Source organism: Hymenobacter guriensis, assembly GCF_015773195.1.
Lineage (GTDB): Bacteria > Bacteroidota > Bacteroidia > Cytophagales > Hymenobacteraceae > Hymenobacter > Hymenobacter guriensis.
Genome location: NZ_JADWYK010000011.1, coordinates 1 through 20,354, shown reverse-complemented (window position 1 = coordinate 20,354; position 20,354 = coordinate 1). Strand labels below are relative to the sequence as shown.

General features: G+C 59.5%; 22 protein-coding genes. 13 read left to right on the top strand and 9 right to left on the bottom strand.

Annotated elements, in window-relative coordinates; all coding sequences use genetic code 11:
* Positions 1 to 11: 11 nt before the first annotated feature.
* A complete protein-coding gene (locus I5L79_RS16450; protein ID WP_196956165.1) occupies positions 12 to 1,223 on the bottom strand; it encodes a glycoside hydrolase family 1 protein in 1,212 nt (403 codons plus the stop codon).
* A gap of 109 nt (positions 1,224 to 1,332) precedes the next feature.
* A complete protein-coding gene (locus I5L79_RS16445) occupies positions 1,333 to 2,274 on the bottom strand; it encodes a cation diffusion facilitator family transporter (protein ID WP_231403157.1) in 942 nt (313 codons plus the stop codon).
* A gap of 170 nt (positions 2,275 to 2,444) precedes the next feature.
* Here I5L79_RS16445 and I5L79_RS16440 point away from each other — a divergent pair, with 170 nt between their 5' ends.
* Positions 2,445 to 3,839 (top strand): APC family permease, encoded by a 1,395-nt coding sequence (locus tag I5L79_RS16440; RefSeq protein ID WP_196956164.1) that lies wholly within the window; start codon positions 2,445 to 2,447, stop codon positions 3,837 to 3,839.
* A gap of 114 nt (positions 3,840 to 3,953) precedes the next feature.
* Positions 3,954 to 4,406, top strand: coding sequence for a hypothetical protein (locus I5L79_RS16435; protein WP_196956163.1), 453 nt, complete (start codon positions 3,954 to 3,956; stop codon positions 4,404 to 4,406).
* A 213-nt stretch (positions 4,407 to 4,619) separates the two neighbouring features.
* Here the strand turns inward: I5L79_RS16435 and hemB are convergent, their stop codons facing one another.
* Entirely contained in the window at positions 4,620 to 5,612 is a 993-nt protein-coding gene (gene hemB, locus I5L79_RS16430) for a porphobilinogen synthase (protein ID WP_196956162.1), read from the bottom strand.
* 292 nt (positions 5,613 to 5,904) lie between these two features.
* On the opposite strand from hemB, the gene I5L79_RS16425 reads away from it, so the two are divergent.
* A complete protein-coding gene (locus I5L79_RS16425; protein ID WP_196956161.1) occupies positions 5,905 to 6,222 on the top strand; it encodes a hypothetical protein in 318 nt (105 codons plus the stop codon).
* A 705-nt stretch (positions 6,223 to 6,927) separates the two neighbouring features.
* On the opposite strand, the gene I5L79_RS16420 is transcribed toward I5L79_RS16425, so the two are convergent.
* The 6 genes from I5L79_RS16420 to I5L79_RS16395 all read right to left on the bottom strand — a co-directional run bounded on the left by I5L79_RS16420 (position 6,928) and on the right by I5L79_RS16395 (position 11,338).
* On the bottom strand, positions 6,928 to 7,464 hold the full coding sequence (locus tag I5L79_RS16420) for a hypothetical protein (RefSeq protein WP_196956160.1): 537 nt from the start codon (positions 7,462 to 7,464) through the stop codon (positions 6,928 to 6,930).
* Position 7,465: 1 nt separating this feature from the next.
* Entirely contained in the window at positions 7,466 to 8,008 is a 543-nt protein-coding gene (locus I5L79_RS16415) for a hypothetical protein (protein ID WP_196956159.1), read from the bottom strand.
* A gap of 130 nt (positions 8,009 to 8,138) precedes the next feature.
* A complete protein-coding gene (locus I5L79_RS16410) occupies positions 8,139 to 8,345 on the bottom strand; it encodes a hypothetical protein (RefSeq protein WP_196956158.1) in 207 nt (68 codons plus the stop codon).
* Between the two features lie 228 nt (positions 8,346 to 8,573).
* Positions 8,574 to 9,818, bottom strand: coding sequence for an ornithine--oxo-acid transaminase (gene rocD / locus I5L79_RS16405; protein WP_196956157.1), 1,245 nt, complete (start codon positions 9,816 to 9,818; stop codon positions 8,574 to 8,576).
* Between the two features lie 111 nt (positions 9,819 to 9,929).
* Positions 9,930 to 10,463: a hypothetical protein gene (locus I5L79_RS16400; RefSeq protein WP_196956156.1), complete on the bottom strand. Its 534-nt coding sequence runs from the start codon at positions 10,461 to 10,463 to the stop codon at positions 9,930 to 9,932.
* 98 nt (positions 10,464 to 10,561) lie between these two features.
* Positions 10,562 to 11,338: a DUF6597 domain-containing transcriptional factor gene (locus tag I5L79_RS16395; RefSeq protein ID WP_196956155.1), complete on the bottom strand. Its 777-nt coding sequence runs from the start codon at positions 11,336 to 11,338 to the stop codon at positions 10,562 to 10,564.
* An 88-nt stretch (positions 11,339 to 11,426) separates the two neighbouring features.
* Here I5L79_RS16395 and I5L79_RS16390 point away from each other — a divergent pair, with 88 nt between their 5' ends.
* The 10 genes from I5L79_RS16390 (at position 11,427) to bshC (ending at position 20,183) form a co-directional block, all read left to right on the top strand.
* Entirely contained in the window at positions 11,427 to 11,588 is a 162-nt protein-coding gene (locus I5L79_RS16390; RefSeq protein WP_196956154.1) for a DUF5522 domain-containing protein, read from the top strand.
* A gap of 188 nt (positions 11,589 to 11,776) precedes the next feature.
* Positions 11,777 to 12,016 (top strand): 50S ribosomal protein L28, encoded by a 240-nt coding sequence (gene rpmB / locus I5L79_RS16385; protein WP_044003635.1) that lies wholly within the window; start codon positions 11,777 to 11,779, stop codon positions 12,014 to 12,016.
* A 203-nt stretch (positions 12,017 to 12,219) separates the two neighbouring features.
* A complete protein-coding gene (locus tag I5L79_RS16380; RefSeq protein WP_196956153.1) occupies positions 12,220 to 13,863 on the top strand; it encodes an aminopeptidase P family protein in 1,644 nt (547 codons plus the stop codon).
* A gap of 209 nt (positions 13,864 to 14,072) precedes the next feature.
* Complete coding sequence (gene rpmG, locus I5L79_RS16375) at positions 14,073 to 14,255, top strand: 50S ribosomal protein L33 (RefSeq protein ID WP_019946888.1); 183 nt, start codon at positions 14,073 to 14,075, stop codon at positions 14,253 to 14,255.
* Positions 14,256 to 14,263: 8 nt separating this feature from the next.
* Positions 14,264 to 14,425, top strand: a complete 162-nt coding sequence (locus I5L79_RS16370; RefSeq protein WP_149069607.1) for a DUF4295 domain-containing protein — start codon at positions 14,264 to 14,266, stop codon at positions 14,423 to 14,425.
* 197 nt (positions 14,426 to 14,622) lie between these two features.
* Entirely contained in the window at positions 14,623 to 15,600 is a 978-nt protein-coding gene (gene ftsY, locus I5L79_RS16365) for a signal recognition particle-docking protein FtsY (protein ID WP_196956152.1), read from the top strand.
* Positions 15,601 to 15,745: 145 nt separating this feature from the next.
* Entirely contained in the window at positions 15,746 to 16,516 is a 771-nt protein-coding gene (locus tag I5L79_RS16360; RefSeq protein ID WP_196956151.1) for an acyltransferase family protein, read from the top strand.
* 15 nt (positions 16,517 to 16,531) lie between these two features.
* Positions 16,532 to 16,897: a hypothetical protein gene (locus I5L79_RS16355; protein WP_196956150.1), complete on the top strand. Its 366-nt coding sequence runs from the start codon at positions 16,532 to 16,534 to the stop codon at positions 16,895 to 16,897.
* Positions 16,898 to 17,061: 164 nt separating this feature from the next.
* Positions 17,062 to 18,375 carry a 30S ribosomal protein S12 methylthiotransferase RimO gene (gene rimO, locus I5L79_RS16350; protein ID WP_196956149.1) on the top strand — a complete coding sequence of 438 codons (1,314 nt, stop codon included), beginning with the start codon at positions 17,062 to 17,064 and terminating at the stop codon, positions 18,373 to 18,375.
* A 215-nt stretch (positions 18,376 to 18,590) separates the two neighbouring features.
* Entirely contained in the window at positions 18,591 to 20,183 is a 1,593-nt protein-coding gene (gene bshC / locus I5L79_RS16345; RefSeq protein ID WP_196956148.1) for a bacillithiol biosynthesis cysteine-adding enzyme BshC, read from the top strand.
* Positions 20,184 to 20,354: the final 171 nt, after the last annotated feature.

Genomic DNA, 20,354 nt, shown 5'->3' with positions numbered 1-20,354 from the left:
ACGACGACAGATTACAAGGCGGAAACGCTAAAGGATGCCGTGGAGGGGGCAGATGCCAGCAGAGGTTCTACCAGGGCCTGGGCGTCGCGCAGGGCTTCGGCGTAGGGCTCGTGCAGTACCCGCACGGGCGGGCCGTCGGGGCGCAGCACGGCATCCCAGAGGCCGGAACGGTGCCAGTCCCGGTCGAGGTGGTCCCAGTCGGGGCGGTCGAGGATGGGGTAGAGGCACACGCCCCAGAGTGGCACGCCCTTCCGCAGGAGCTTTTCACATTCCTCGCCTACCATCTGCATCCAGGAAGGGCGGTCCATGCCGGGGTGGCTGGTTTCGCTGAGCACGATGGGCTTGTGGTAGCGCTTGTAAGCCATCCGCAGCAGGGCACTCATGGGTTTCCAGCGCGGGTCGTAGGGCTCATTCACCCAGTTGAGGCGGTGGTGGGTGTGCATTTCCCACTGGTTGTTGTAGTAGTAGTTGAAGCCCAGAATATCCAGGTACTCGGGCTTGCCGCCCAGCTCGGGGCACATGCGGCCGCAAAGCATATCCACGGCCTGAAACTGGTGCTCGGTGAATTCTTTGGCCCGCTGCTTTTCGGTGCGGCTGGCGTTCAGCGGCGGCACAATATGAATAAGCGGCTCGGTGGTCATGATGCGCACCGTGGGGTCGGCCTCACGCAGGGCGGCCACACCCTCGATATAGGCACGCATCAGCCCGTACTTCACTTCCCAGCCCTGGCCCACGCAGTAGGGCACGGTGCCCCGCGCGTCGCCGCCCAGCCAGCTCATAAAGCTCACTTCGTTGATGGGCGTCACAATCAGCTCATCGTCGGGCCGCAGGCTGCGGTAGAAGGCCACAAAGGCCCGGCACAAAGCCGCAAAACGCCGCGCGAACATGGGGTGCAGGGGCGTCAGGTCGTCGGGGTAGCCGAAGTGGCACAGGTCCCAGACCTGCTGAATGCCGTTGCGCTGGCCGGCCGCCAACATAGCGGCCACGGTGCTCCAGTCGTACTGGTACGGGGTTTTCTCCACCTGGCTCCAGCGGATTCCCTCGCGCACGGTGCCCAGCCCAAACGACTGCAAATCCTGGTAATCCTGCTCGATAAGCTGCAAATGGCCCGTCAGCGGCAGAAAATCGACGCGGTGGCCAAAGCAGTTCTGCTGGTCGGTGCATTCGTAGCCGGCCATCCAGAAAGAGCGAAAGGGGTTGTGAGTAAGCGTAGCAACCGACATAGTCACGGATTAGGTGAATGATGCTACCCGCTCCGGCCTGGCGCGGGTTTCCGCTGACGTGTACCCCAAAAAGGCTCCTAAGGTTAAGGCGCTGAGCCTGACAGGGGAGCTAGTGCTGGCTTTGCCGCTGCCGGGCCGATACCGCCTTAGCCTCCACAAAAATGCGCTGCACGTACGGATACCTGGCTTTGATGGCGTCCTGAAGGTGGTCGATGGCCTGTTCTACTTCCACGGCTGTCAGCTCGTCCCGAAACTCTACGTCCAGGGCCATCATCACGTCCTGGGGGCCCAGGTACATGGTGAGCGGGGGCCGGATGTGCTCCACGTTGGGCTGGCTGCGGGCAATTTCCTGCAGGCCCGCCAGGGTTTCCTCATCCACGCCTTCGCCCACCAGCAGGCCCTTGGTGCGGCTCACCAGAAACACGGCCACCAGCATCAGCAGCAAGCCAATGGCAATAGAGGCCGCGCCATCGAGGTAAGGGTTGTTGAACGCATGGCCGAAATACACGCCCAGCAGCGCAATGGCCAGGCCGAGCAGGGCCGCCAGGTTTTCGAGCACCGAAGCAAATACCGCCGGGTCCTTGCTTTGGCGCAGAATCGTCCAGAAGCCCGCTTTATCGTGTGTGTTCTGCTGCATCAGGGCCTTCACCGCCAGCCAGCAGGCCCAACCCTCGAAGCCAATGGCAATGCCCAGCACCACGTAGTTCCAGAGCGGGTCGGTAAGGGGCTCGGGGTGCTCGATGTGCTTGATGCCCTCGTAGAACGACATGCCGCCGCCAATGGCAAAAATCAGCACGGCCACTATCAGTCCCCAGAAATACAGCTCCTTAGAGCGGCCAAACGGGTGGCGGGCATCGGCGGGCTTCTGGCTCTGGCTTACGCCGTAAAGCAGCAGAATGGCGTTGCCGCTGTCGACCAGGGAGTGAATGCCTTCCGAGAGCATAGCCGAGCTGCGGGTGAAATACGCCGCTACAAACTTGCTGAGCGCAATGCCAATGTTGGCTACCAGACCGCCGTACAGCGCGGATTTTGAAGAGTTGGGGTTTGCCATAGAGGGAAATAAAGTCAGCCGATGGATACGTGGGCCAACTCCTAAAGGATGAAGGCGGGCTTACGCATTCGCCGAAAGGTAAGCCGCCGGATGCAAACCTTTTACCTTCCCCCGGCTTTTACGCCCACGTTCTCCTGTCCCGTTTTCTTTTTCCGTATGGCGTCTGCCCTATGAGTCAAACCGCTACTTCTGCTCCGCTTCACCGTCGCCTGGGTTTGCTGCAAGCCACTGCCCTCAACATGATTGACATGGTGGGCATCGGGCCGTTTGTCACGCTGCCGCTGGTCATGGGCTTCATGGGGCCAAACTTTTTGTTGGCCTGGCTGGTAGGCGCGGGCCTGAGCCTGGTAGACGGATTGATCTGGAGCGAGCTGGGCGCGGCCTACCCTGAGGCTGGCGGCTCCTACCGCTTTCTCAAGCTGGCCTACGGCGAGCATACCTGGGGCCGGCTGCTGTCTTTCCTCTACGTGTGGCAGACGCTGATTCAGGCTCCGCTGGTGGTGGCTTCGGGTGCCATCGGCTTTGCGCAATACTTTGGCTACCTCGTGCCGCTCACAGAGTGGTGGCAGCCCAAGCTGGTGTCGGGCGTGGTGGTGCTGCTGCTCATTGCCCTGCTCTACCGCCGCATCGAGGCCATTGGCAAGCTGGGCGTGATGCTCTGGGTAGGCGTGCTGGGCCTCATGGGCTGGCTGATTTTCGGGGGCGTCACCCACGCCGAGCACGCGGTAGCCTGGCTGCCGGAGGGTGGGTTTTCGGCCTTGCCGGGCGTGCTGCTCTCGGCCGCCATGGGGCAGGCCGCCGTGAAGACCATCTACAGCTACCTGGGCTACTACAACGTCTGCCACCTGGGCGGCGAGGTAAAGGAGCCGCACAAGCTCATCCCGCGCAGCATTTTCCTGAGCATTCTAGGCATTATGGCCCTTTACCTGCTGCTCAACTGGAGCGTGGGCTCGGTTATTCACTGGCAGGATGCCCAGCATTCGGAGTTCATTGTAAGTACGTTCGTGGAGAAGCTCTACGGAGCCGCCGCCGCCAAAGCCGCCACGGCCCTAGTGCTGTGGGTGGCGTTTGCCTCCCTGTTTGCCGTGCTGCTGGGCTACTCGCGCATTCCCTACGCCGCCGCCGCCGATGGGGAGTTCCTGCCAATTTTCGCCCGTACCCACCCTACCAAGCAGTTTCCGCACGTGTCGCTGCTACTGCTCGGCGGGCTGGGCTTTGTGTTCAGTCTGCTCTTTAAGCTGGGCGAAGTCATCAGCGCCATTCTTGCCATGCGCATCCTGGTGCAGTTTGTGGGCCAGGCCGTAGGGCTGGTGCTGTTGCGCCGACGCCGGGGCACCGCGGGCCTGCCGTTCCGGATGCCGCTTTACCCGTTGCCCGTCATCGTGGCCGTGGCCGTGTGGCTCTGGATGTTCTACAGCATTCAGGATGGCATTCCGCTCGGCTGGGCCGGGTTGCCGGGCCGGGTACTGCCCTTCCAGCTGGGGGCCGTGCTCATGATGGGCCTGGGCACCGTGGTATTCCTGCTCTGGAGCCGGAGGCTTGGCCGGTGGCCGTTTGCAAAGTAGCAGCCACTTTCATTTCTGTTATGAAGTGTCGTTGCCTTTGCACCAGGTGCTAGCAACGGCTAATGTTTGACTCACCCATACGCGTATATTGGCCTATCCATAGCTTCAGAAAACATGGCGAAATCGGAGAAGATCAATGTACTGCTTTTGGCAATGGAGGAAACGCTTGTTGCTCTGGCATACGGATTTGCAGGAGTGGTTGCAACGGCTCTATTCGTTGGGTTACTAAGTGTGCTTGTTGGTAAGCAGGTTGGGCTAGTTGAGTCCGGTTTGGCCGCAACAATCATTGGCTGTATGTCCTTTTCTGTAGGCGTTGTATCAACGGGCTATAAATACCTGAAAGAGACAGACAGAGAAAGTCTGCTCTTGAAACAGTTCTTGCGAGGGGTATTTGGGTTCATTGCTGGCCTTACAACCCTGCTTCTATGTGTGAGGATAGAAAATCCTCAGTTCTGGAGTTCTGCTCTTGCTTACGCAGTATATGTAGCACCACTCATCGGGTTGCTTGTTGGCTTCAACCATCGAATTGGGCCAGAGCGTAATCCAACGGCTACTTCAAAGGCATAAGTTAGGCCGTTTGCGGGCAGCAAAAAGCCCGCCGACGAAATGCCAGCGGGCTTGCGCTAAATCAACGAAGTAGTATTTATCCGGGCTGTTGGCTGGCAGCTGGAAGTACACTGGGTTCGGAGTGCCTTCTCTGTGCCTTCTCGGAAGTGAGCCGGATTCTTCCCTCTGCGACTTTCGGCTGGAATGATTTAAAATAGGATACTGCTAAGACGCTTACCCCCGGCGCAGTACAGCCGCGGCTTCTTTGGCGAAGTACGTGAGAATGGCGTCGGCGCCGGCGCGCTTGATGCTGGTCAGCACTTCCATCATCGTCCGCTCCCCGTCGAGCCAGCCGTTCTGGGCGGCGGCCTTCACCATGGCGTACTCGCCCGATACGTTATAAGCCGTAACGGGCAGGTTGGTGTGCGTTTTCACGTCGTGAATCACGTCGAGGTAGCTCAGGGCGGGCTTCACCATCACCATGTCGGCGCCTTCGGCTTCGTCGAGGGCCAGCTCGCGCAGGGCCTCACGGCGGTTGGCTGGGTTCATCTGGTAGCTTTTCTTGTCGCCTTTCTTAGGGGCTGAATCCAGGGCGTCGCGGAAGGGACCGTAGAAAGCCGAGGCGTACTTGGCCGTGTAGCTCATGATGCTCACGTGGCTGAACGCGTTCTGGTCGAGCACCTCCCGGATCCAGGCCACGCGGCCGTCCATCATGTCGGAGGGTCCGATGATGTCAGCCCCGGCGCGGGCCTGAGCCAGCGCCATCTGGCCGAGCACCTCCAGGGTAGCGTCGTTCAGGATTTCGCCCGACTCAGCATCCACTACCCCATCGTGCCCATCGGAAGAGTAGGGGTCCATGGCTACGTCGGTCATCAACACAATATCCGGAAATTGGCGCTTGATGTCGGCCACGGTTTTCAGGTACAGCCCCTCGGGGTTGGCCGATTCGCGGGCCAGCCGGTCTTTCAGCGCGTCGTTGATGCTGGGAAACGGCGCAAAGGCCTTCACACCCAGCTCCACGCACCGCCCGATTTCATCAATGAGCAGGTCGGCGGAAAAGCGGCTGATGCCCGGCATGGAGTGGATGGGCAGCTCCTGGTTCTGGCCTTCAATCAGGAAAACGGGGTAAATAAAATCGTGGGTGGTGAGGCGGGTTTCCTGCACCATATCCCGGATAACCTCGGACTTGCGGTTGCGGCGGGGCCGGTGCGTTGGCAGATTCGGCATGGACGTTACAATTGGTAAGACGGGAGAGAACAACCGGGGCGAAGGTAAGGTTGCGGGCGGGAGTTATAACTGCCAGCGGGGAGTACTATAGCGGCAGTTTGGCCTACACTCCAGCAAGTCAGCAGCAAGATTCCCAAGAGTGGTTTCATTTCTCAGCGCCAGCCAATACGGCTTCTTTTCCTGTTCCGGCCTAAGCTGGGCCTTATCCTGCGGAACGTGCCGGCCGTACAATAGGGCAGCTTACCCGCAACAATTGTTTCGGGTAGGTGCTCAACCTAATCTACCTACAACCATGGCAAATAAGAAAACGGATAACTCGCCCAACAGTGCCGAAACCGGCAAAAAAGCACCCGGCGTAAGCGGCCAGCCCTCGGGCCCGCACGAAGGCCCCGTAGCCGGCGACGCTACCAACACCCGCGGCGAGAACGTGCCGAGCCGGGAAGGCCACAGCGGCGGCGCCAAGAAAGGCAAGTTCGACTCGGAAAGCCACAGCCCCCAGGGCTCCCACGCCGCTCCTTCCGACGAGCGGGGCGCTGACAGCTCCGACAAGGAGTTCCGCAACAACCAGCCCAACGACAGCACCTCCCACGCCGGCCGCCCTACTTCCTAGGCTGGCTGATAATCAGAATAACGGAGGCCTGCCTTGCCACTCGGCAGCGCGGGGCCTCTGCTTGTTTTGATCGTTACTATTTTACGCCGCCCCAGAGAGTCCAACATCAGTCGTTTAAGGGTGAAGTGAATAAGAATAATTAATGGACCCCCACTTTTAAAATTGTTGCAATCAAGCTACAGAACATGCCTCCTGCTAGCAGAAGGATGCCGAGCAAAATACCAAGCGAACTGCTCATGAGAATCAAAACTAGCACTCCAACAGCTATTAGGAGCCCTGCCGTAACGGCAAACAGAACGAATGCAACCTGGTCGCTAAAACCTGGCGTGGGGGTAGCACGAACTGGCTTTACCCGGGAAGCTGGCTGATGACGTTTGGCCGCAATGGTAGGAACCACCGGGCCCGTGGGAAGCGAATGAAGCTGCGGCTTTGCCGCCTGAGCTACGGGCTGATTCACGCTGAATTAGGGCGGTAAGGCACCTTGCGCAGAAGGCTCTTGAGCAGCCTGCACAACCTTTGTGGCGCTGTCCGAGCCTTGGACAGTAGCAGCGGACTGTTTGGTAGAGTAAAAGTGGAAAGGAGCTTGTTGACTCCGGCACCCGGCCATACAAACAGAGCGAGCATTACCTGATTGCGAAGGGGCTGGGGCATCGACATGGTAATGGGCTAGGTTTGTACTTGCGAAGGGTGCGGGTATAAAGGCTGTTACTTGATGCCTCCGTAAGCAACTGCTCCCATAAGTAAGCCAATTCCAACAAGGCTAGCACCTACTGTAAATCCAGTGCTGCCACCGATTATCAAGCCAACAATAATTCCTGACAACATTAGGCATGACCCGATCACGAAAATAACCTCCCCAAGGCTTGCTGGCTTTTTCATTTCCACAGGAGCAGCTTTACCTGGTGCAGGCAAGTGGCGCTGTTGAACGTTATCCTTGGAAGCTAGAAGACGAGCGGGTCGTACCGCTATTTGACGTATACGAGCGGTAAATCTGCGGTTGTAATGCACCTGCCTATGAGAAGCCAACTGCTTGAGCCGTTCACGTGGAAACATACCTCGTCGCAGAGCACTAACTGGGTCAATAGCGGTAGTCAAGGAAGCATAAGCTTCCACTGAGCCTGTTGTATCCATCTGTGCTACTAGTAACTGAGGCTGGCGAAGCTGAAAAGCTGCTTTCTCGCTCCGGCAACCAATCAGTAGCCCGAAAACCAGCAATATCCAATAGGGTAGTTCTTTCTTCATTCTACATATTAAAGAACTCCTGGAAGATTTCCCGCCAGGCTTGGCTGCCCCCGATGCCCATCACCAGGAAGTAATAGCCCAGTAGCACAATCAGCGCGCCCACGCCCAGGCCCAGCCAGCCGCCGAGCAGCAACCCCGCCAGCACTCCGCCAATCACCAGCAATCCGCCTAGCACCAGATGCAGTGTGTCGTGCTCCCGGCCCGTGGGTGCCAGTCTGCGGTGCGGCGCTTTTTGCGGCCGCGCCGTGGCGGTAGCGGCCTGCACGGCCGGAGTAGCGGGCCGGGCGGCCAGCACGCGACGCGGCAACACCAGGCGGGCGGGTAAGGAATGCCGTACGGTAGGCGCCGCCGCCGGCGCCACGGAAGCTTCCAGCAACGGCGCGGCCGGCTGGCTATCCGGCATACCAGCGGGCGCCACGGCTGCTAGGGGGGCGGGCCGGAACGAGAAAGCCGCCTGCTGGCTGTGGCAGCCCATTAGCAGCAAGGGTAGCAGGGCAAAGAAACCGGCGCGCTGCCACATCCGGCGAGTACCTGTGCAAGGCATAGAATAGGGGAGAAGAGTACGGCGCCAAGGTACGCAACCCGCCCGCGCCTCGTTGGGCCGAACGCCGGCGCGCCGCGCCGGACCCGAAAAAGTCCAACGCGGCGCGCTGTTATAAGCTCAGTAAAAAAAGCTACTTATCCAGCTGCTTGGCGGCCGGAGCTGGTTCAGGGGAAAGCAGCACGCGGGTAGGCTCGGGGCCCTGCGAGTCGTGCATCATCACAGCCGTGGTACTGGCTACGGCCTGGCCTGAAGGCCGCTGAAAAGCGGTTTTGGAGCTCTGGCAGCTGCCCAGCATCAGAATGGAGGCGCACAAAAGCAGCGAGTAACGAGTTGACATAGCCAGTGAAAAGCAGTGAAGACCTTACAAAGCTACGCAGCTTTGCGGCTGTCTAACTACCCTTTTCGCCCAAACCGTTCCGCTACCCGGTGAACTAGTTAACTTCCTGAGTTAAATCCATGTTTAGTCCGGGAAACTACTCAGTTATTTAATTTCCAGTTGCCTGTTGTCAGGCAGTTCTTATACAAACACTGACAACGGACAACTGGAAACCAAATAACTGAACCCTTAGAATGCCAGAATCACTTCCTCGATAATGTCGCAGGCGGCGTGCAGCTGCTCCTCGGTGATGACCAGGGGTGGGGCAAACCGGATGATGTCGCCGTGGGTGGGCTTGGCCAGCAGCCCGCGCTCCATCAGCGTTACGCACACGTCCCAGGCCGTGCGGCCGTCGGCGTGGGGTTTGATGATAACGGCGTTCAGCAGACCCTTGCCGCGAACCAGCTCCACCACTTCGGGACGCTTGGCCTGCACGCGGCGCATCCGCTCCCGGAACACTTCCCCCAGGGCGCGGGCATTTTCGGTCAGCTTCTCGTCCAGCAGTACATCCAGAGCTGCGCGCAGCACCACCGAGGCCAGCGGGTTGCCGCCGAAGGTAGAGCCGTGCTGGCCCGGCTGGATGGTGAGCATGATTTCGTTTCGGGCCATCACCGCCGACACTGGCAGCACGCCTCCACTCAGGGCCTTACCCAGAATCAAGATATCGGCGTGCACGCCTTCGTAGCACACGGCCAGCAGCTCCCCGGTGCGGCCCAGGCCAGTCTGGATTTCATCGGCAATAAACAGCACATTGTGCGCCTTGCAGATGGCCGCCGCTTTAGCCAGGTAGCCATCCGACGGCACCATCACGCCGGCCTCACCCTGAATAGGCTCCACCAAAAAGCCGCACACGTGCGGGTCCTGCACGGCTTCTTCCAGCGCGGCCAAGTCGTCGTAGGGCACCACCTGATAGCCGGGCACGTAGGGACCGAAGCCGCCGGTAGAGTCGGGGTCGGTGCTGAAGGAGATGATGCCGGTGGTGCGCCCGTGGAAGTTGTGCTCGGCCACGATGATGCGGGCCTGGTTGGGGGCAATGCCTTTCTCCTGGTAGCCCCACTTGCGGGCCAGCTTCAGGGCAGTTTCCACGGCTTCGGCGCCCGAGTTCATCAGCAGGGCCTTGTCGTAGTTGAAAAGCTCACACAGCTGCTTTTCGGCTGCCCCCAGCTGGTCGTTGAAGAAAGCGCGGGACGTGAGGGTGAGCTTCTGGGCCTGCTCGGTGAGGGCCCCAATGATGCGCGGGTGGCAGTGGCCCTGGTTGACGGCCGAGTAGGCCGAGAGAAAATCGTAGTAGCGCTTGCCCTCCACATCCCACAGAAACGCGCCTTCGCCCCGGCTGAGCACCACGGGCAGCGGGTGGTAGTTGTGGGCACCATAACGGTCTTCGAGGGCCATCAGCTCCTGGCTGCGGGCGGCGGTAGTGGCGGTAGCGTCCATACTAGGTGGGGTTAGAAGGGCAAAATGGGTGGCCTCAAAACTACGCAAAAAGGCCGGGCCTCGGGTGCCCGGCCTCTAATGGGCGCTGGAAAATACGGGCAGGCAACGGCCTTATTTGGAGACCTTCCGCAGGGTCATTTCAAAATTCTGATACCACTGGGCGCCGTCGCGGGAAAACTCGCCTTTCTCATGCCACTGCCCCTGTTCATTTAGTCGAATAGTAAAGCGCACTTTACCCGCAGCGGGGAACTCGAAGCCCCAGGTCATGCTACCATCGGCGTTGAGCGTAGCCAGGGCGTCGGTATAAGCGCCATCAGCCCTGTAGGCGCGCATCCGGTACGTACCCGAAACGGCATCGTAAGCAATAGTGGCAAAGGCATTATGAATAGTGCGCTGCGGATTGGCTTTGTCGACGCCCAGGCCCTCAATCGTCAGGATGCTGCCGCCCAGCTTCCGCCGCACGGTTTCGGTTTGAACGAACTCACTCTTTTTACTAGGCCCCAGCTGAATCCAGCCTTCGCCCTGCCAGTCGCCTTCCAAAAATAGAAAAGGCTGCAAGCGGGCCGCGGCCGTGGGCGCAGCCGACTGCGCCCAGGAAGGCAATGCAAACAACAGAGCGGCCAAAACGAGAAATAGAATGCGCATGTAGTAAAGAGAAATGTGAAGAACCGGCCACAATACTACAACCAACCGATGCCGTCAGGCTTGTAAAAAACCGTCGTTTGAAATCGAGAGCAGTGAGCCTAGGCGGTTACGTCGGTGTGCTCTATGCCTTCGATGTAGCTCTGAAACGCCCGCACCGAGGTGCCGGCGCTTTGCGTGAACTCGTGGCTGAAGTGAGCCTGATCAAAGTAGCCGGCTTCTTCCAGGGTGCCGAAGTATTCGTTTTTAGCCAGCAGCAGCTGAATGACCGTTGCCCGTAGGCGCCGGATGCGGGCCAGCTCCTTCATGGTAAGCCCTACGGCCTGCTTGAACCGTTTCTGCACCTGCCGCTCGCTGAGGTGAGCCGCCTGCACCAGTTCGCTTATGCGCACCTTGCCGTGAGTAGTAAGGATCCTGGCGACGAGGCTTTGTGTCAGCTGATCAGTAGGCACCGGCGGCCAGGCAGCCAGGAGCTCATCCAGGGCCGTAGGCTGCAGAGGGGTGGTAGCCAGCTGGTCTGCCAGCGCCCGTAAAGCCGGGAACTGTTGCAGCCAGGGGGCGGCTGGCACTGACGCATTCTTCAGCGCCGCCATATCCAGCCCAAAGAGAGCATAGGGTATGCCCGGCACAAACCTGATACCCGCGAAGGTGCTGCCGGGCCATACCATCAACTGGAAATTCTGCGTGCGCGGCCCGGCCCAAACCACTTCCGGCGGGGCCAGCGGATGCGGCTTCATCCACACCAGGGAAACGCAGCCATCGGGCAGCACCGTGTGTTGAACGGGCTGTGGCGTGGTAGACTCAGGAACCTGGAACTGCCAGTAGCGAACAACCAGCGGCGCCAGAGCGGGGGAGGGGGCAAATTCCTGGTATTGCATGGCAAAGCGGGAGAGGCGGCGAAAGGCTTCGTAAGATAAACGGCCTCCCGTAAACTCCGGCCTCGGGTGTATCTTGCGGCTGTTTCCTATGCCAGCCTCCACGCCCCAACCCCTGCAGCCCGGCGACTTCTACTACACGCCCGAAGGCTATCTGGTCTTTACCGAGCAGTACCACCGGCGGCGCGGCTACTGCTGCGGCAGCGGCTGCCGGCACTGCCCCTGGCGAAAGAAAGTGACAAGTGAAAAGTAATAAGTAACAGGTGAAAAAGCCTTTCAATAGGTATTGCCTGTCACTTTTTACCTGTCACGTGTCACCTTATTACCTGTCACCTCAACGGCTAACCTGCTATTTTTCAGCCCGTGGGTTTGTTACTGTCGAAGATATACCGATATTTGCGTCCCTTTTCCAGTATTGACACCTTCAAGTTCCTAGATATCATGGCCCGAGTTTGTGATCTGACCGGCAAGCGTACCCGCGTAGGCAACAACGTTTCGCACGCCAACAACAAAACCAAGCGCAAGTTCTACCCGAACCTGCAGAAGAAGCGTTTCTACATCCCCGAGCAGGACGCCTGGGTGACGCTGAAGGTGGCTACCAGCACCATCCGCACCATCAACAAGAACGGCATCATGTCGGTGCTGAAGAAGGCCAAAGAGCAGGGCTTCATCGTTTACTAGCTTCTTCTGCCTTCGGCAGAAATAAAGCAGCTTAACCAAGCGCGAAGCACCCGCGGAGTTTTTTCCTGATAAAGGAATCTACTCTGCGGGTGCTTCGCGTTGTTGTTGTCAGCTAGTTCTGGTGGGGCAATTTTTCGCTTTCTTGCGCCCGGCGAACCGCCTCCGCGCAACGACGGGGGCCGGTAGTTGTCCTTGCCCTCACTATGGCTCACTCTCTACTCTCCACGTCAGTGCGGCTGCTGCTGGCTGCCAGTCTGTTTGCTGCCGCAGCGCCGGTAGCTTCCGCCCAGCGCGCCGCCGGCCCCGACCGCCCCGCCGATTTTCTGGACCCCGCTTTTCATAAGCAGCGGCGCGAATTGCTACGCCAGACCATGCCGGCCCGGTCGGTGGCGGTGCTGTTTGCGGCGCCGGTGCGCAACCGCGCCAACGACGTTGACTTCCAGTACCACCAAAGCCCCGACCTGTTTTACCTGACCGGTTACGACGAGCCGGAGGCTATGCTGGTACTGTTCAAGGAGCCCCAGACGGTGGGCGGGCAGGCGGGCATTACCGAGGCCTTGTTTGTGCAGCCCCGCAACCCCCAGCGCGAGCAGTGGACCGGCCGCCGCCTGGGTGCCGCCGGGGCCAAAGAGCAACTCAAGCTGCAGTACACGGCCGATAATAAGACGTTTGCGGGTGCCGGCATCCGGTGGGCTGACTTCGGTACGGTGCTGTTCACCGATTTGCCCGCCGACGTGCGCGACGATTCCACCGACCCCGCCGACCTGTTCAGCCTCGTGGCCACGTTCCGGCAGCAGGCCGGTATTCCCAATGATTTCAACCCGAAGCAGGTAGAGCTGTACCGCACCATGCAGCGCTACGGCGTAAGCAACGCGGCCAACATCAAAGGCTACCTCGAAAACCTAAGCAAGGAAATACCCGCCCTGGCCCAGGATGCTTACGTGCAGGGCTACCTGAAAGCCACTACCGACGCTGAGCGGGAAAAGGCCCTGGCCGCCCGCCCCAGCAGCCGCTACGATAATGCTGCCCTCAACGACGCGCTGGATGTGCTGCGCCAAGCCAAAACCCCAGAGGAGCTTCAGCACCTGCGGAAAGCCATCCGCATCAGCACCGTGGGCCAGCAGGAGGTAATGAAAGCCGTGCGCCCCGATATGGGCGAAATGGAAATTCAGGGCCTGCACGAGTACGTATACAAGAAATACGGCGCCGAGTTTGAGGGCTACCCCAGCATTGTGGGCGCCGGCGCCAACGGCTGCGTGCTGCACTACATCACCAACGATAAGCCCCAGGTGAAAAACGACCTGCTGCTGATGGACTGCGGCGCCGAATACCACGGCTACACCGCCGACGTGACGCGCACCGTGCCGCCCTCCGGCAAGTTCAGCCCGGCCCAGCGGCAGATCTACGAGCTGGTGCTGGCGGCTCAGGAAGCCGCTTTCCAGGCCTGCAAGCCCGGGGCCGAGTTCCGGGCTCCGCACAAAGCTGCCGAGCAAATCATTGCCGATGGCCTTATCAAGCTGGGCATTATTCAGAAGCCGGAAGAGGCCCGTCGTTACTTCCCGCACGGCACCTCACACTACCTGGGCCTCGATGTGCACGACCGGGGCACGTACGGCCCGCTGGCGGCCAACCAGGTCATTACCGTGGAGCCCGGCATTTATATTCCCGAAGGCAGCCCCTGCGACCAGAAATGGTGGAACATCGGCGTGCGCATCGAAGACGACGTGCTGATTACCCCTACGGGCTGGGAAAACCTGTCGGCTGAGGCACCGCGCACCGTGGCCGACATCGAGAAGATGATGGCTAAGAAGAGCGCACTGGACGACTTCAAACTGCCAAAGCTGTAGTGTTAAATGGTTATCTGGTTGAGTGGCTGCATAGTTTATCGTGGTTTCGCACCGCTTGTTATGACAAACTACGCAGCCACTTGACCACATACCTATGCAGCTAACAAACCATTTAATACGCTAACAATTCAGCCATTTAGCTGTCAACTGTTTGACATTTCCAAAAAGCCTCTTACCTTTGCAGTCCTTAATCCAAAAACCCCGTCGAGATGGCAAAGAAAGGCAACCGGGTGCAGGTAATCCTTGAATGCACTGAGCATAAGAACTCGGGGCAGCCGGGCACCTCGCGCTACATCACCACCAAGAACCGTAAGAACACGCCTGAGCGTATTGAATTGAAGAAATTCAACAACGTGCTCCGGAAGATGACCGTTCACAAGGAAATTAAGTAACCTGAGCAATGGCTAAGAAAGTAGTAGCAACCCTGAAGACGGCTACCGGCAAAGACTGGGCGAAGGTGATTCGCGCCGTGAAATCGGAGAAAACCGGTGCCTATACCTTCCGCGAGGAAATGGTGCCCGTTGATAAAGTGCAGGATTACCTCGCCACCGGCGTTAAGTAATTCGGGCCCCCGTGGCATTCCTACCGAAGTGAAGAAGTCCCGCCAGCGTGGGACTTTTTTGCGTGTTAAGGGTTTTTATAGTGCTTGGCGCTTCGTTGGTGGTGCTTCGTACTAACACGTCCAAAAAGCGGGCTTATGCTTGCTTGGGTAGCGTTTTCACCACGAAGCACCAACAACGAGGCACTACGCACTAGCACATGGGACTTTTCGATTTTTTCAAGAAGGACAAGGAAAGCAAGGAACAGCAGCAGGCGCTTGATGAGGGCCTGCAGAAAACCAAAACCAACTTCTTCGACCAGCTCAGCAAGGCCGTGGTGGGCAAAAGCACCGTGGACGAGGCCGTGCTCGACGACCTCGAAACCCTGCTGGTGCACGCCGATGTGGGCATCGATACCACGGTAAAGGTGATTGACCGCATCGAGAAACGCGTGGCCCGCGACAAGTACGTGAGCACCTCAGAGCTGGACCGCATCCTGCGCGAGGAAATAGTGGAGCTGCTGGACCGCAACAGCGGCGCTACGGGCTCCCGCGCCATCCTCGACCGCGCCGACAGCCCCGGCCAGCCTTTCGTGATTATGGTGGTGGGCGTGAACGGCGTAGGCAAAACCACCACCATCGGTAAGCTGGCCCACCGCTTTCACAGCGCCGGCAAAAAGGTGGTGCTGGGTGCCGCCGATACCTTCCGGGCCGCTGCCGTTGATCAGCTCATCATCTGGGGGCAGCGCGTGGGCGTGCCGGTTATTTCGCACGGCATGAACACCGACCCGGCCGCCGTAGCCTTCGACGCGGTGCAAAAAGGCGTGGAGCTGGGCGCCGACGTGGTTATCATCGACACGGCCGGCCGCCTGCACAACAAGGTGAACCTGATGAACGAACTGAGCAAGATCAAGCGCGTGATGCAGAAGGTAATTCCCGACGCGCCCCACGAGGTGCTGCTGGTGCTTGATGGCAGCACCGGCCAGAATGCCTTCCTGCAGGCAAAGGAGTTTACCAAAGCCACCGAAGTGACGGCCCTGGCCATTACCAAGCTCGACGGCACGGCCAAAGGCGGCGTAGTTATCGGCATCAGCGACCAACTCCAGGTGCCCGTGCGCTACATCGGGGTAGGAGAGAAGATGACCGACCTGCAGCTGTTTGACCGGCACACGTTTGTGAACTCGCTGTTCAAGAAGTAGCACAGCCTAATCAGCCCATACCATACAACGAAGCCCCTGCATGCAGATGCGGGGGCTTTGTCGTATCTGACCTAAAGCAAAGCGTACTGGGTGAATTATTTGCCAAACAGGCAACGCTTTTCCCGTAAGCGGCCATCTACCGGGTATGCAGCCTGTTTCTACCCTACCTCCTCCCGCTTCTGCCCTGGCACCCGCTCCCCTCGACTCCTTCCTTAGCCAGAAGCTCCGCCTTTGGTCGTTGGTGGCTATGGTGCTGCTGGTGTACGTGCACGCCTACAACCTGCACTCCCGCTACCTGCAGCCCTGGACGCCCGTAGACGAGGCCCTTTCACCGGGTACTTTTGTGCAGTACTTCCTGGCAAATGGGCTGCTGCGCTTCCGCATTCCCATTCTGTTTGCTATTTCCGGCTACCTATTTGCCCACCACGACGCCAGCGCCCCGCACCGGGTGCGCGTGAAGCGGCGCCTGCGTACCCTGCTGCTGCCGTATTTGCTATGGAGCACTTTTGGCTTGGCCTTCACCTGGGCGCTGGAGCAGTATCCTGCTACCCGCCAACTGGTGCTGAGTGCCGAGCTAAGCATTTTCGGCCCCGGCAATGCCTTGGTAAGTGGCTATAGTCCCGGGGAACTGCTGCTGCGGTGGCTGCTGGTGCCGGTGCCCTTTCAGCTATGGTTTCTGCGGAGCCTGCTGGTGTACAACCTGGCTTACCCGTGGATTCGCAAGGCGGTGGAGCGCGGGCCCTGGGTTTATTTCTCCGTTGCGGGCCTGCTGTGGTTTACGGAGTTTGGCATTCCGCCCCTGTTTGAGGGGACCGGGCTGGTGTTTTTCGCCCTGGGCGTGTGGCTCCGCAAAACGGAGTTCAACGTGCTGGCGCCCCCGCGCTGGTTTCGGCTGGCGCTGTTTGCGGCGGTGTAGGTGCTGCTACTGGCCGTGAAAACCTGGCTGGCCTTTTACTTCGAGCACCCGCCCTTCCTGCTGATGCTGTTTCTACACAAAACGGCAGAGGCTCTGGGCGTGCTGGTCATGTGGTTTGGCGCCGACGGCTTGGTGCGGGCCGCCATGCGCTGGCCTTGGTTTGGTTGGCTCACGGGCTTCTCCTTCATGATTTATGTGCTGCATGTGCCGCTGGCCAATTACGCCACGGAGGCCGCCCTACGCGCTTGGCCTGGCCAGAACCTGCTGGTGTTCTTGCTGCTCCCCTTGGCTATTGTACTCTTGGCCGTGCTGCTGGGGGCGGTGTTGCGGCGTTTGGTACCGGGTGTGTATAGCATACTCACGGGTGGGCGGGGGCTATAAAGCCTGAGCGGTGCTACGCCGGCTGCGCATAGCGAAAGGAACGTTCGGAGTAGGAAAAGGCGTTGCCGGGTTCGTACCTTTGCGGTCCTAAATTCGCCGCGGCTCCAGGCGGGCAAGTTTCTCACTTCTAAGAAATTGTCCGCCCGCCCGCCAACTCACGCAGCATGAAAGTAAGAAGCCAGCAGGCCAATAAAGTCAACGTCATTACCCTGGGCTGCTCCAAGAACCTCGTCGACTCGGAGGTGCTGATGGGGCAGTTGCGCGCTAATAACTTCGACGTCACGCACGAAGCCGCCACGAGCGACGCCAATATCGTCATCATCAACACCTGCGGCTTTATCGACAACGCCAAGCAGGAAAGCATCGACACCATTCTGCGCTACGCCGACGAAAAAGAAGCCGGCAAGCTGGAGAAGCTCTACGTGACGGGCTGCCTGTCGCAGCGCTACAAGGACGACCTAGAGGTGGAGATTCCGCAGGTAGATGCCTTTTTTGGTACCCTGGAGCTGCCCCAGCTCATGAAGAAGCTGGAGGCCGATTACATGCACGAGCTGGTGGGCGAGCGGCTGCTGACCACGCCCGCGCACTACGCCTACTTCAAGATTGCCGAGGGCTGCAACCGGCCCTGCTCGTTCTGCGCTATCCCGCTCATGCGCGGCAAGCACATGGACCGGCCCATCGAAGACTTGGTGAAGGAAGCCAAGCGTCTGGCCAGCATGGGCACCAAGGAGCTGATTCTGATTGCCCAGGACCTGACCTACTACGGCTTGCAGCACTACGGCGAGCGGAAGCTGGCTGACCTGATGCGCAACCTCTCCGACGTGAATGGCATCGACTGGATCCGGCTGCAGTATGCCTACCCCTCACAGTTCCCGATGGACGCCCTGGACGTGATGAACGAGCGGGAAAACATCTGCAAGTACTTGGATATGCCCCTGCAGCATATTTCCGACAATATGCTGAAAACCATGCGCCGCGGCATTAGCAAGCGGCGCACCGTGGAATTGGTGGACACCATCCGCCAGCGCGTGCCCAACATTGCCCTGCGCACCACGCTCATTGCCGGTCACCCCGGCGAAACCCAGCAAGACTTCGAGGACCTCTACAACTTCGTGGAAGAAACCCGCTTCGACCGGCTGGGCATTTTCACGTACTCCCACGAGGACAACACGCACTCCTTCTCCCTACCCGACGATGTGCCAGCCGACGTGAAGCAGGACCGCGCCGACCAGATCATGGAGCTGCAGCAAGGCATTTCGATGGAGCTGAACGAGGCGAAAGTAGGCCAGACCTACAAGGTACTCTTCGACCGCAAGGAAAGCGGCTACTTCGTGGGCCGCACCCAGTTTGACTCGCCGGAGGTTGACAACGAAGTGCTGGTGCCCGCCACCAAAGGCACCTACGTGCGCCTCGGCGACTTCGCCCAGGTGCAAATCACCGAGGCTTCCGACTTCGACCTGTATGGCAAGCTGGTGTAAGTTGTCCGTTGCTCGTTGTCGGTTTTCGGGCTGATGTGGCGAATAGATAAGGCACAACGCTTTCTGCAGTAGCTCCCAGTACTTCAAGTACCGGGAGCTACTGCTTTTAACGGCCTGATTAGTAGCTGGCAACGAACAACGGACAACGGACAACTGAAAATACCCAGTTACTTTGTGACGGCTGGCCGGTTATAGCCGAATATCTTTCCTCCCGTATGTCTGTTTCGACTCTGAGCTACGCCGCTACCGGCGCGTTTTCCCCGCTGCTCACCGATTACCTGGCCCGCCAAGAAGCCCTCACGCCCTTCTATCACCGCTTTCCCACGCTGGAAGCGTTTGCCGCCCAAATAAAGGAAAAGCAGGCATCCTATACGCCCGAGGCCCGGCAGCGGCTGGTGGCCGCGCTGCGGGAGCAGTACGCCGCCCTGCCCGAGGTACACCCGGCCGTGCAGGCCAACCTCGCGCTGCTCGAAAAGGAAACCACATTCACCATCACCACTGGCCACCAGCTTAACCTGCTCACCGGGCCGCTGTACTTCATTTACAAGATTGTGACGGCCGTGAAGCTGGCCCGCCAGCTTAAAGCCCAGTATCCGCAGTACGATTTTGTGCCGGTGTACTGGATGGCTACCGAAGACCACGACTTCGCCGAAATCAACCACTTCAGCCTGTTTGGCAAGCAGTACGAGTGGAACGCCCCCGAAACCGGCGGCCCGGTAGGTCGCCTGCCCCTAACGGGCCTGCGGGAAGAGCTGCTCGACCAGCTGCCCGCCGACGTGCCCGCCGCGTTCCGCGAAGCCTACGAGCAGTCGGGGACGCTGAGCGAGGCCACCCGCCGCCTTACCCACACCCTGTTCGGGGAGCTGGGGCTGGTGAGCCTGGATGCTGATGCACCCGACCTAAAGCAGGCTTTGGTGCCAGTGCTGGAAAAAGAAATCCGGGAGCAGGCTTCCAACCGTGCGGTGCAGGAAGCAAATGCCCAGTTGGAAGCGGCTGGCTATAAGCCCCAGGTGTACTCGCGCCCCCTCAACCTGTTCTTTCTCACCGACACCGGCAAGCGGGAGCGGCTGGAGTACGACGCGGCCCAGGACTGCGTGCAGATAACCGTGCGCAACACCAGCCGCTGCCACACCCAACAGGAGCTGTTGGAGCTGGCGCAGACGCACCCCGGGTTCTTCAGCCCCAATGTGGTGCTGCGGCCCTTGTACCAGGAGCTGCTGCTGCCCAACCTCTGCTACATTGGCGGCGGGGCCGAGGTGGCGTACTGGTTTCAGCTGAAAGGCGTGTTCGAGGAAAACGGTGTGCCCTTTCCTATTCTGCTGCCCCGCAACTCGGCCCAGTACGTAGGCAAGGCCAGCGCGGGCAAGCTGCGCAAGCTGGGCCTCACGGCTACGGACATTTTCCGGCCGCTGCCCGAGCTGAAAAAGCAGGTAGGCGCCAGTCTGGGCCAGGAGGAAGTGAGCCTGCAGGAGCAGCAGGAGCAGCTGGCCGCCGCCTTCCGGCAGATAAGCGACTTGGCTCAGCGTCTCGACCCTACCCTGGTGCGCACCGTAGCCGCCGAGCAGCAGAAGGTGACGGGCATTGTGGCCGGGTTGGAAAAGCGCCTGAGCAAGGCCGCCGAGGCCAAGCACGAAACCGCCTACGGGCAGCTCACGGCCCTCAAGGACAAGCTCATGCCCGGCGGCCACCTGCAGGAGCGCCAGGACAACGTCCTCAACATCCTCATCAACAATCCCGGGTTTATTACGCAGCTACTGGAGGCTTTCGACCCGCTGGCCCTGGAGTTTACGGTGCTGGAAGAAGAGTAAGGTAGGAAGTACGCGTCGGTATTTTTGTTGTTGTGATAGGCAACGGCTGGAGCACCAATCGACTCTAGGCTCAAGAACTTCCGATACCTCTCTAACTAGGAAGTGTTAACAGTCGCGCAACCAGAGTATAGTTGCGGCAATATGAACGAAGGCCAGAAAATGCGCATCCAA

Bases quoted from the DNA above. Each gene is read 5' to 3' on its own strand.
- I5L79_RS16450 (WP_196956165.1), bottom strand. From the start codon at position 1,223: ATGTCGGTTGCTACGCTTACTCACAACCCCTTTCGCTCTTTCTGGATG.
- I5L79_RS16445 (WP_231403157.1), bottom strand. From the start codon at position 2,274: ATGGCAAACCCCAACTCTTCAAAATCCGCGCTGTACGGCGGTCTGGTA.
- I5L79_RS16440 (WP_196956164.1), top strand. From the start codon at position 2,445: ATGAGTCAAACCGCTACTTCTGCTCCGCTTCACCGTCGCCTGGGTTTG.
- I5L79_RS16435 (WP_196956163.1), top strand. From the start codon at position 3,954: ATGGCGAAATCGGAGAAGATCAATGTACTGCTTTTGGCAATGGAGGAA.
- hemB (WP_196956162.1), bottom strand. From the start codon at position 5,612: ATGCCGAATCTGCCAACGCACCGGCCCCGCCGCAACCGCAAGTCCGAG.
- I5L79_RS16425 (WP_196956161.1), top strand. From the start codon at position 5,905: ATGGCAAATAAGAAAACGGATAACTCGCCCAACAGTGCCGAAACCGGC.
- I5L79_RS16420 (WP_196956160.1), bottom strand. From the start codon at position 7,464: ATGAAGAAAGAACTACCCTATTGGATATTGCTGGTTTTCGGGCTACTG.
- I5L79_RS16415 (WP_196956159.1), bottom strand. From the start codon at position 8,008: ATGCCTTGCACAGGTACTCGCCGGATGTGGCAGCGCGCCGGTTTCTTT.
- I5L79_RS16410 (WP_196956158.1), bottom strand. From the start codon at position 8,345: ATGTCAACTCGTTACTCGCTGCTTTTGTGCGCCTCCATTCTGATGCTG.
- rocD (WP_196956157.1), bottom strand. From the start codon at position 9,818: ATGGACGCTACCGCCACTACCGCCGCCCGCAGCCAGGAGCTGATGGCC.
- I5L79_RS16400 (WP_196956156.1), bottom strand. From the start codon at position 10,463: ATGCGCATTCTATTTCTCGTTTTGGCCGCTCTGTTGTTTGCATTGCCT.
- I5L79_RS16395 (WP_196956155.1), bottom strand. From the start codon at position 11,338: ATGCAATACCAGGAATTTGCCCCCTCCCCCGCTCTGGCGCCGCTGGTT.
- I5L79_RS16390 (WP_196956154.1), top strand. From the start codon at position 11,427: ATGCCAGCCTCCACGCCCCAACCCCTGCAGCCCGGCGACTTCTACTAC.
- rpmB (WP_044003635.1), top strand. From the start codon at position 11,777: ATGGCCCGAGTTTGTGATCTGACCGGCAAGCGTACCCGCGTAGGCAAC.
- I5L79_RS16380 (WP_196956153.1), top strand. From the start codon at position 12,220: ATGGCTCACTCTCTACTCTCCACGTCAGTGCGGCTGCTGCTGGCTGCC.
- rpmG (WP_019946888.1), top strand. From the start codon at position 14,073: ATGGCAAAGAAAGGCAACCGGGTGCAGGTAATCCTTGAATGCACTGAG.
- I5L79_RS16370 (WP_149069607.1), top strand. From the start codon at position 14,264: ATGGCTAAGAAAGTAGTAGCAACCCTGAAGACGGCTACCGGCAAAGAC.
- ftsY (WP_196956152.1), top strand. From the start codon at position 14,623: ATGGGACTTTTCGATTTTTTCAAGAAGGACAAGGAAAGCAAGGAACAG.
- I5L79_RS16360 (WP_196956151.1), top strand. From the start codon at position 15,746: ATGCAGCCTGTTTCTACCCTACCTCCTCCCGCTTCTGCCCTGGCACCC.
- rimO (WP_196956149.1), top strand. From the start codon at position 17,062: ATGAAAGTAAGAAGCCAGCAGGCCAATAAAGTCAACGTCATTACCCTG.
- bshC (WP_196956148.1), top strand. From the start codon at position 18,591: ATGTCTGTTTCGACTCTGAGCTACGCCGCTACCGGCGCGTTTTCCCCG.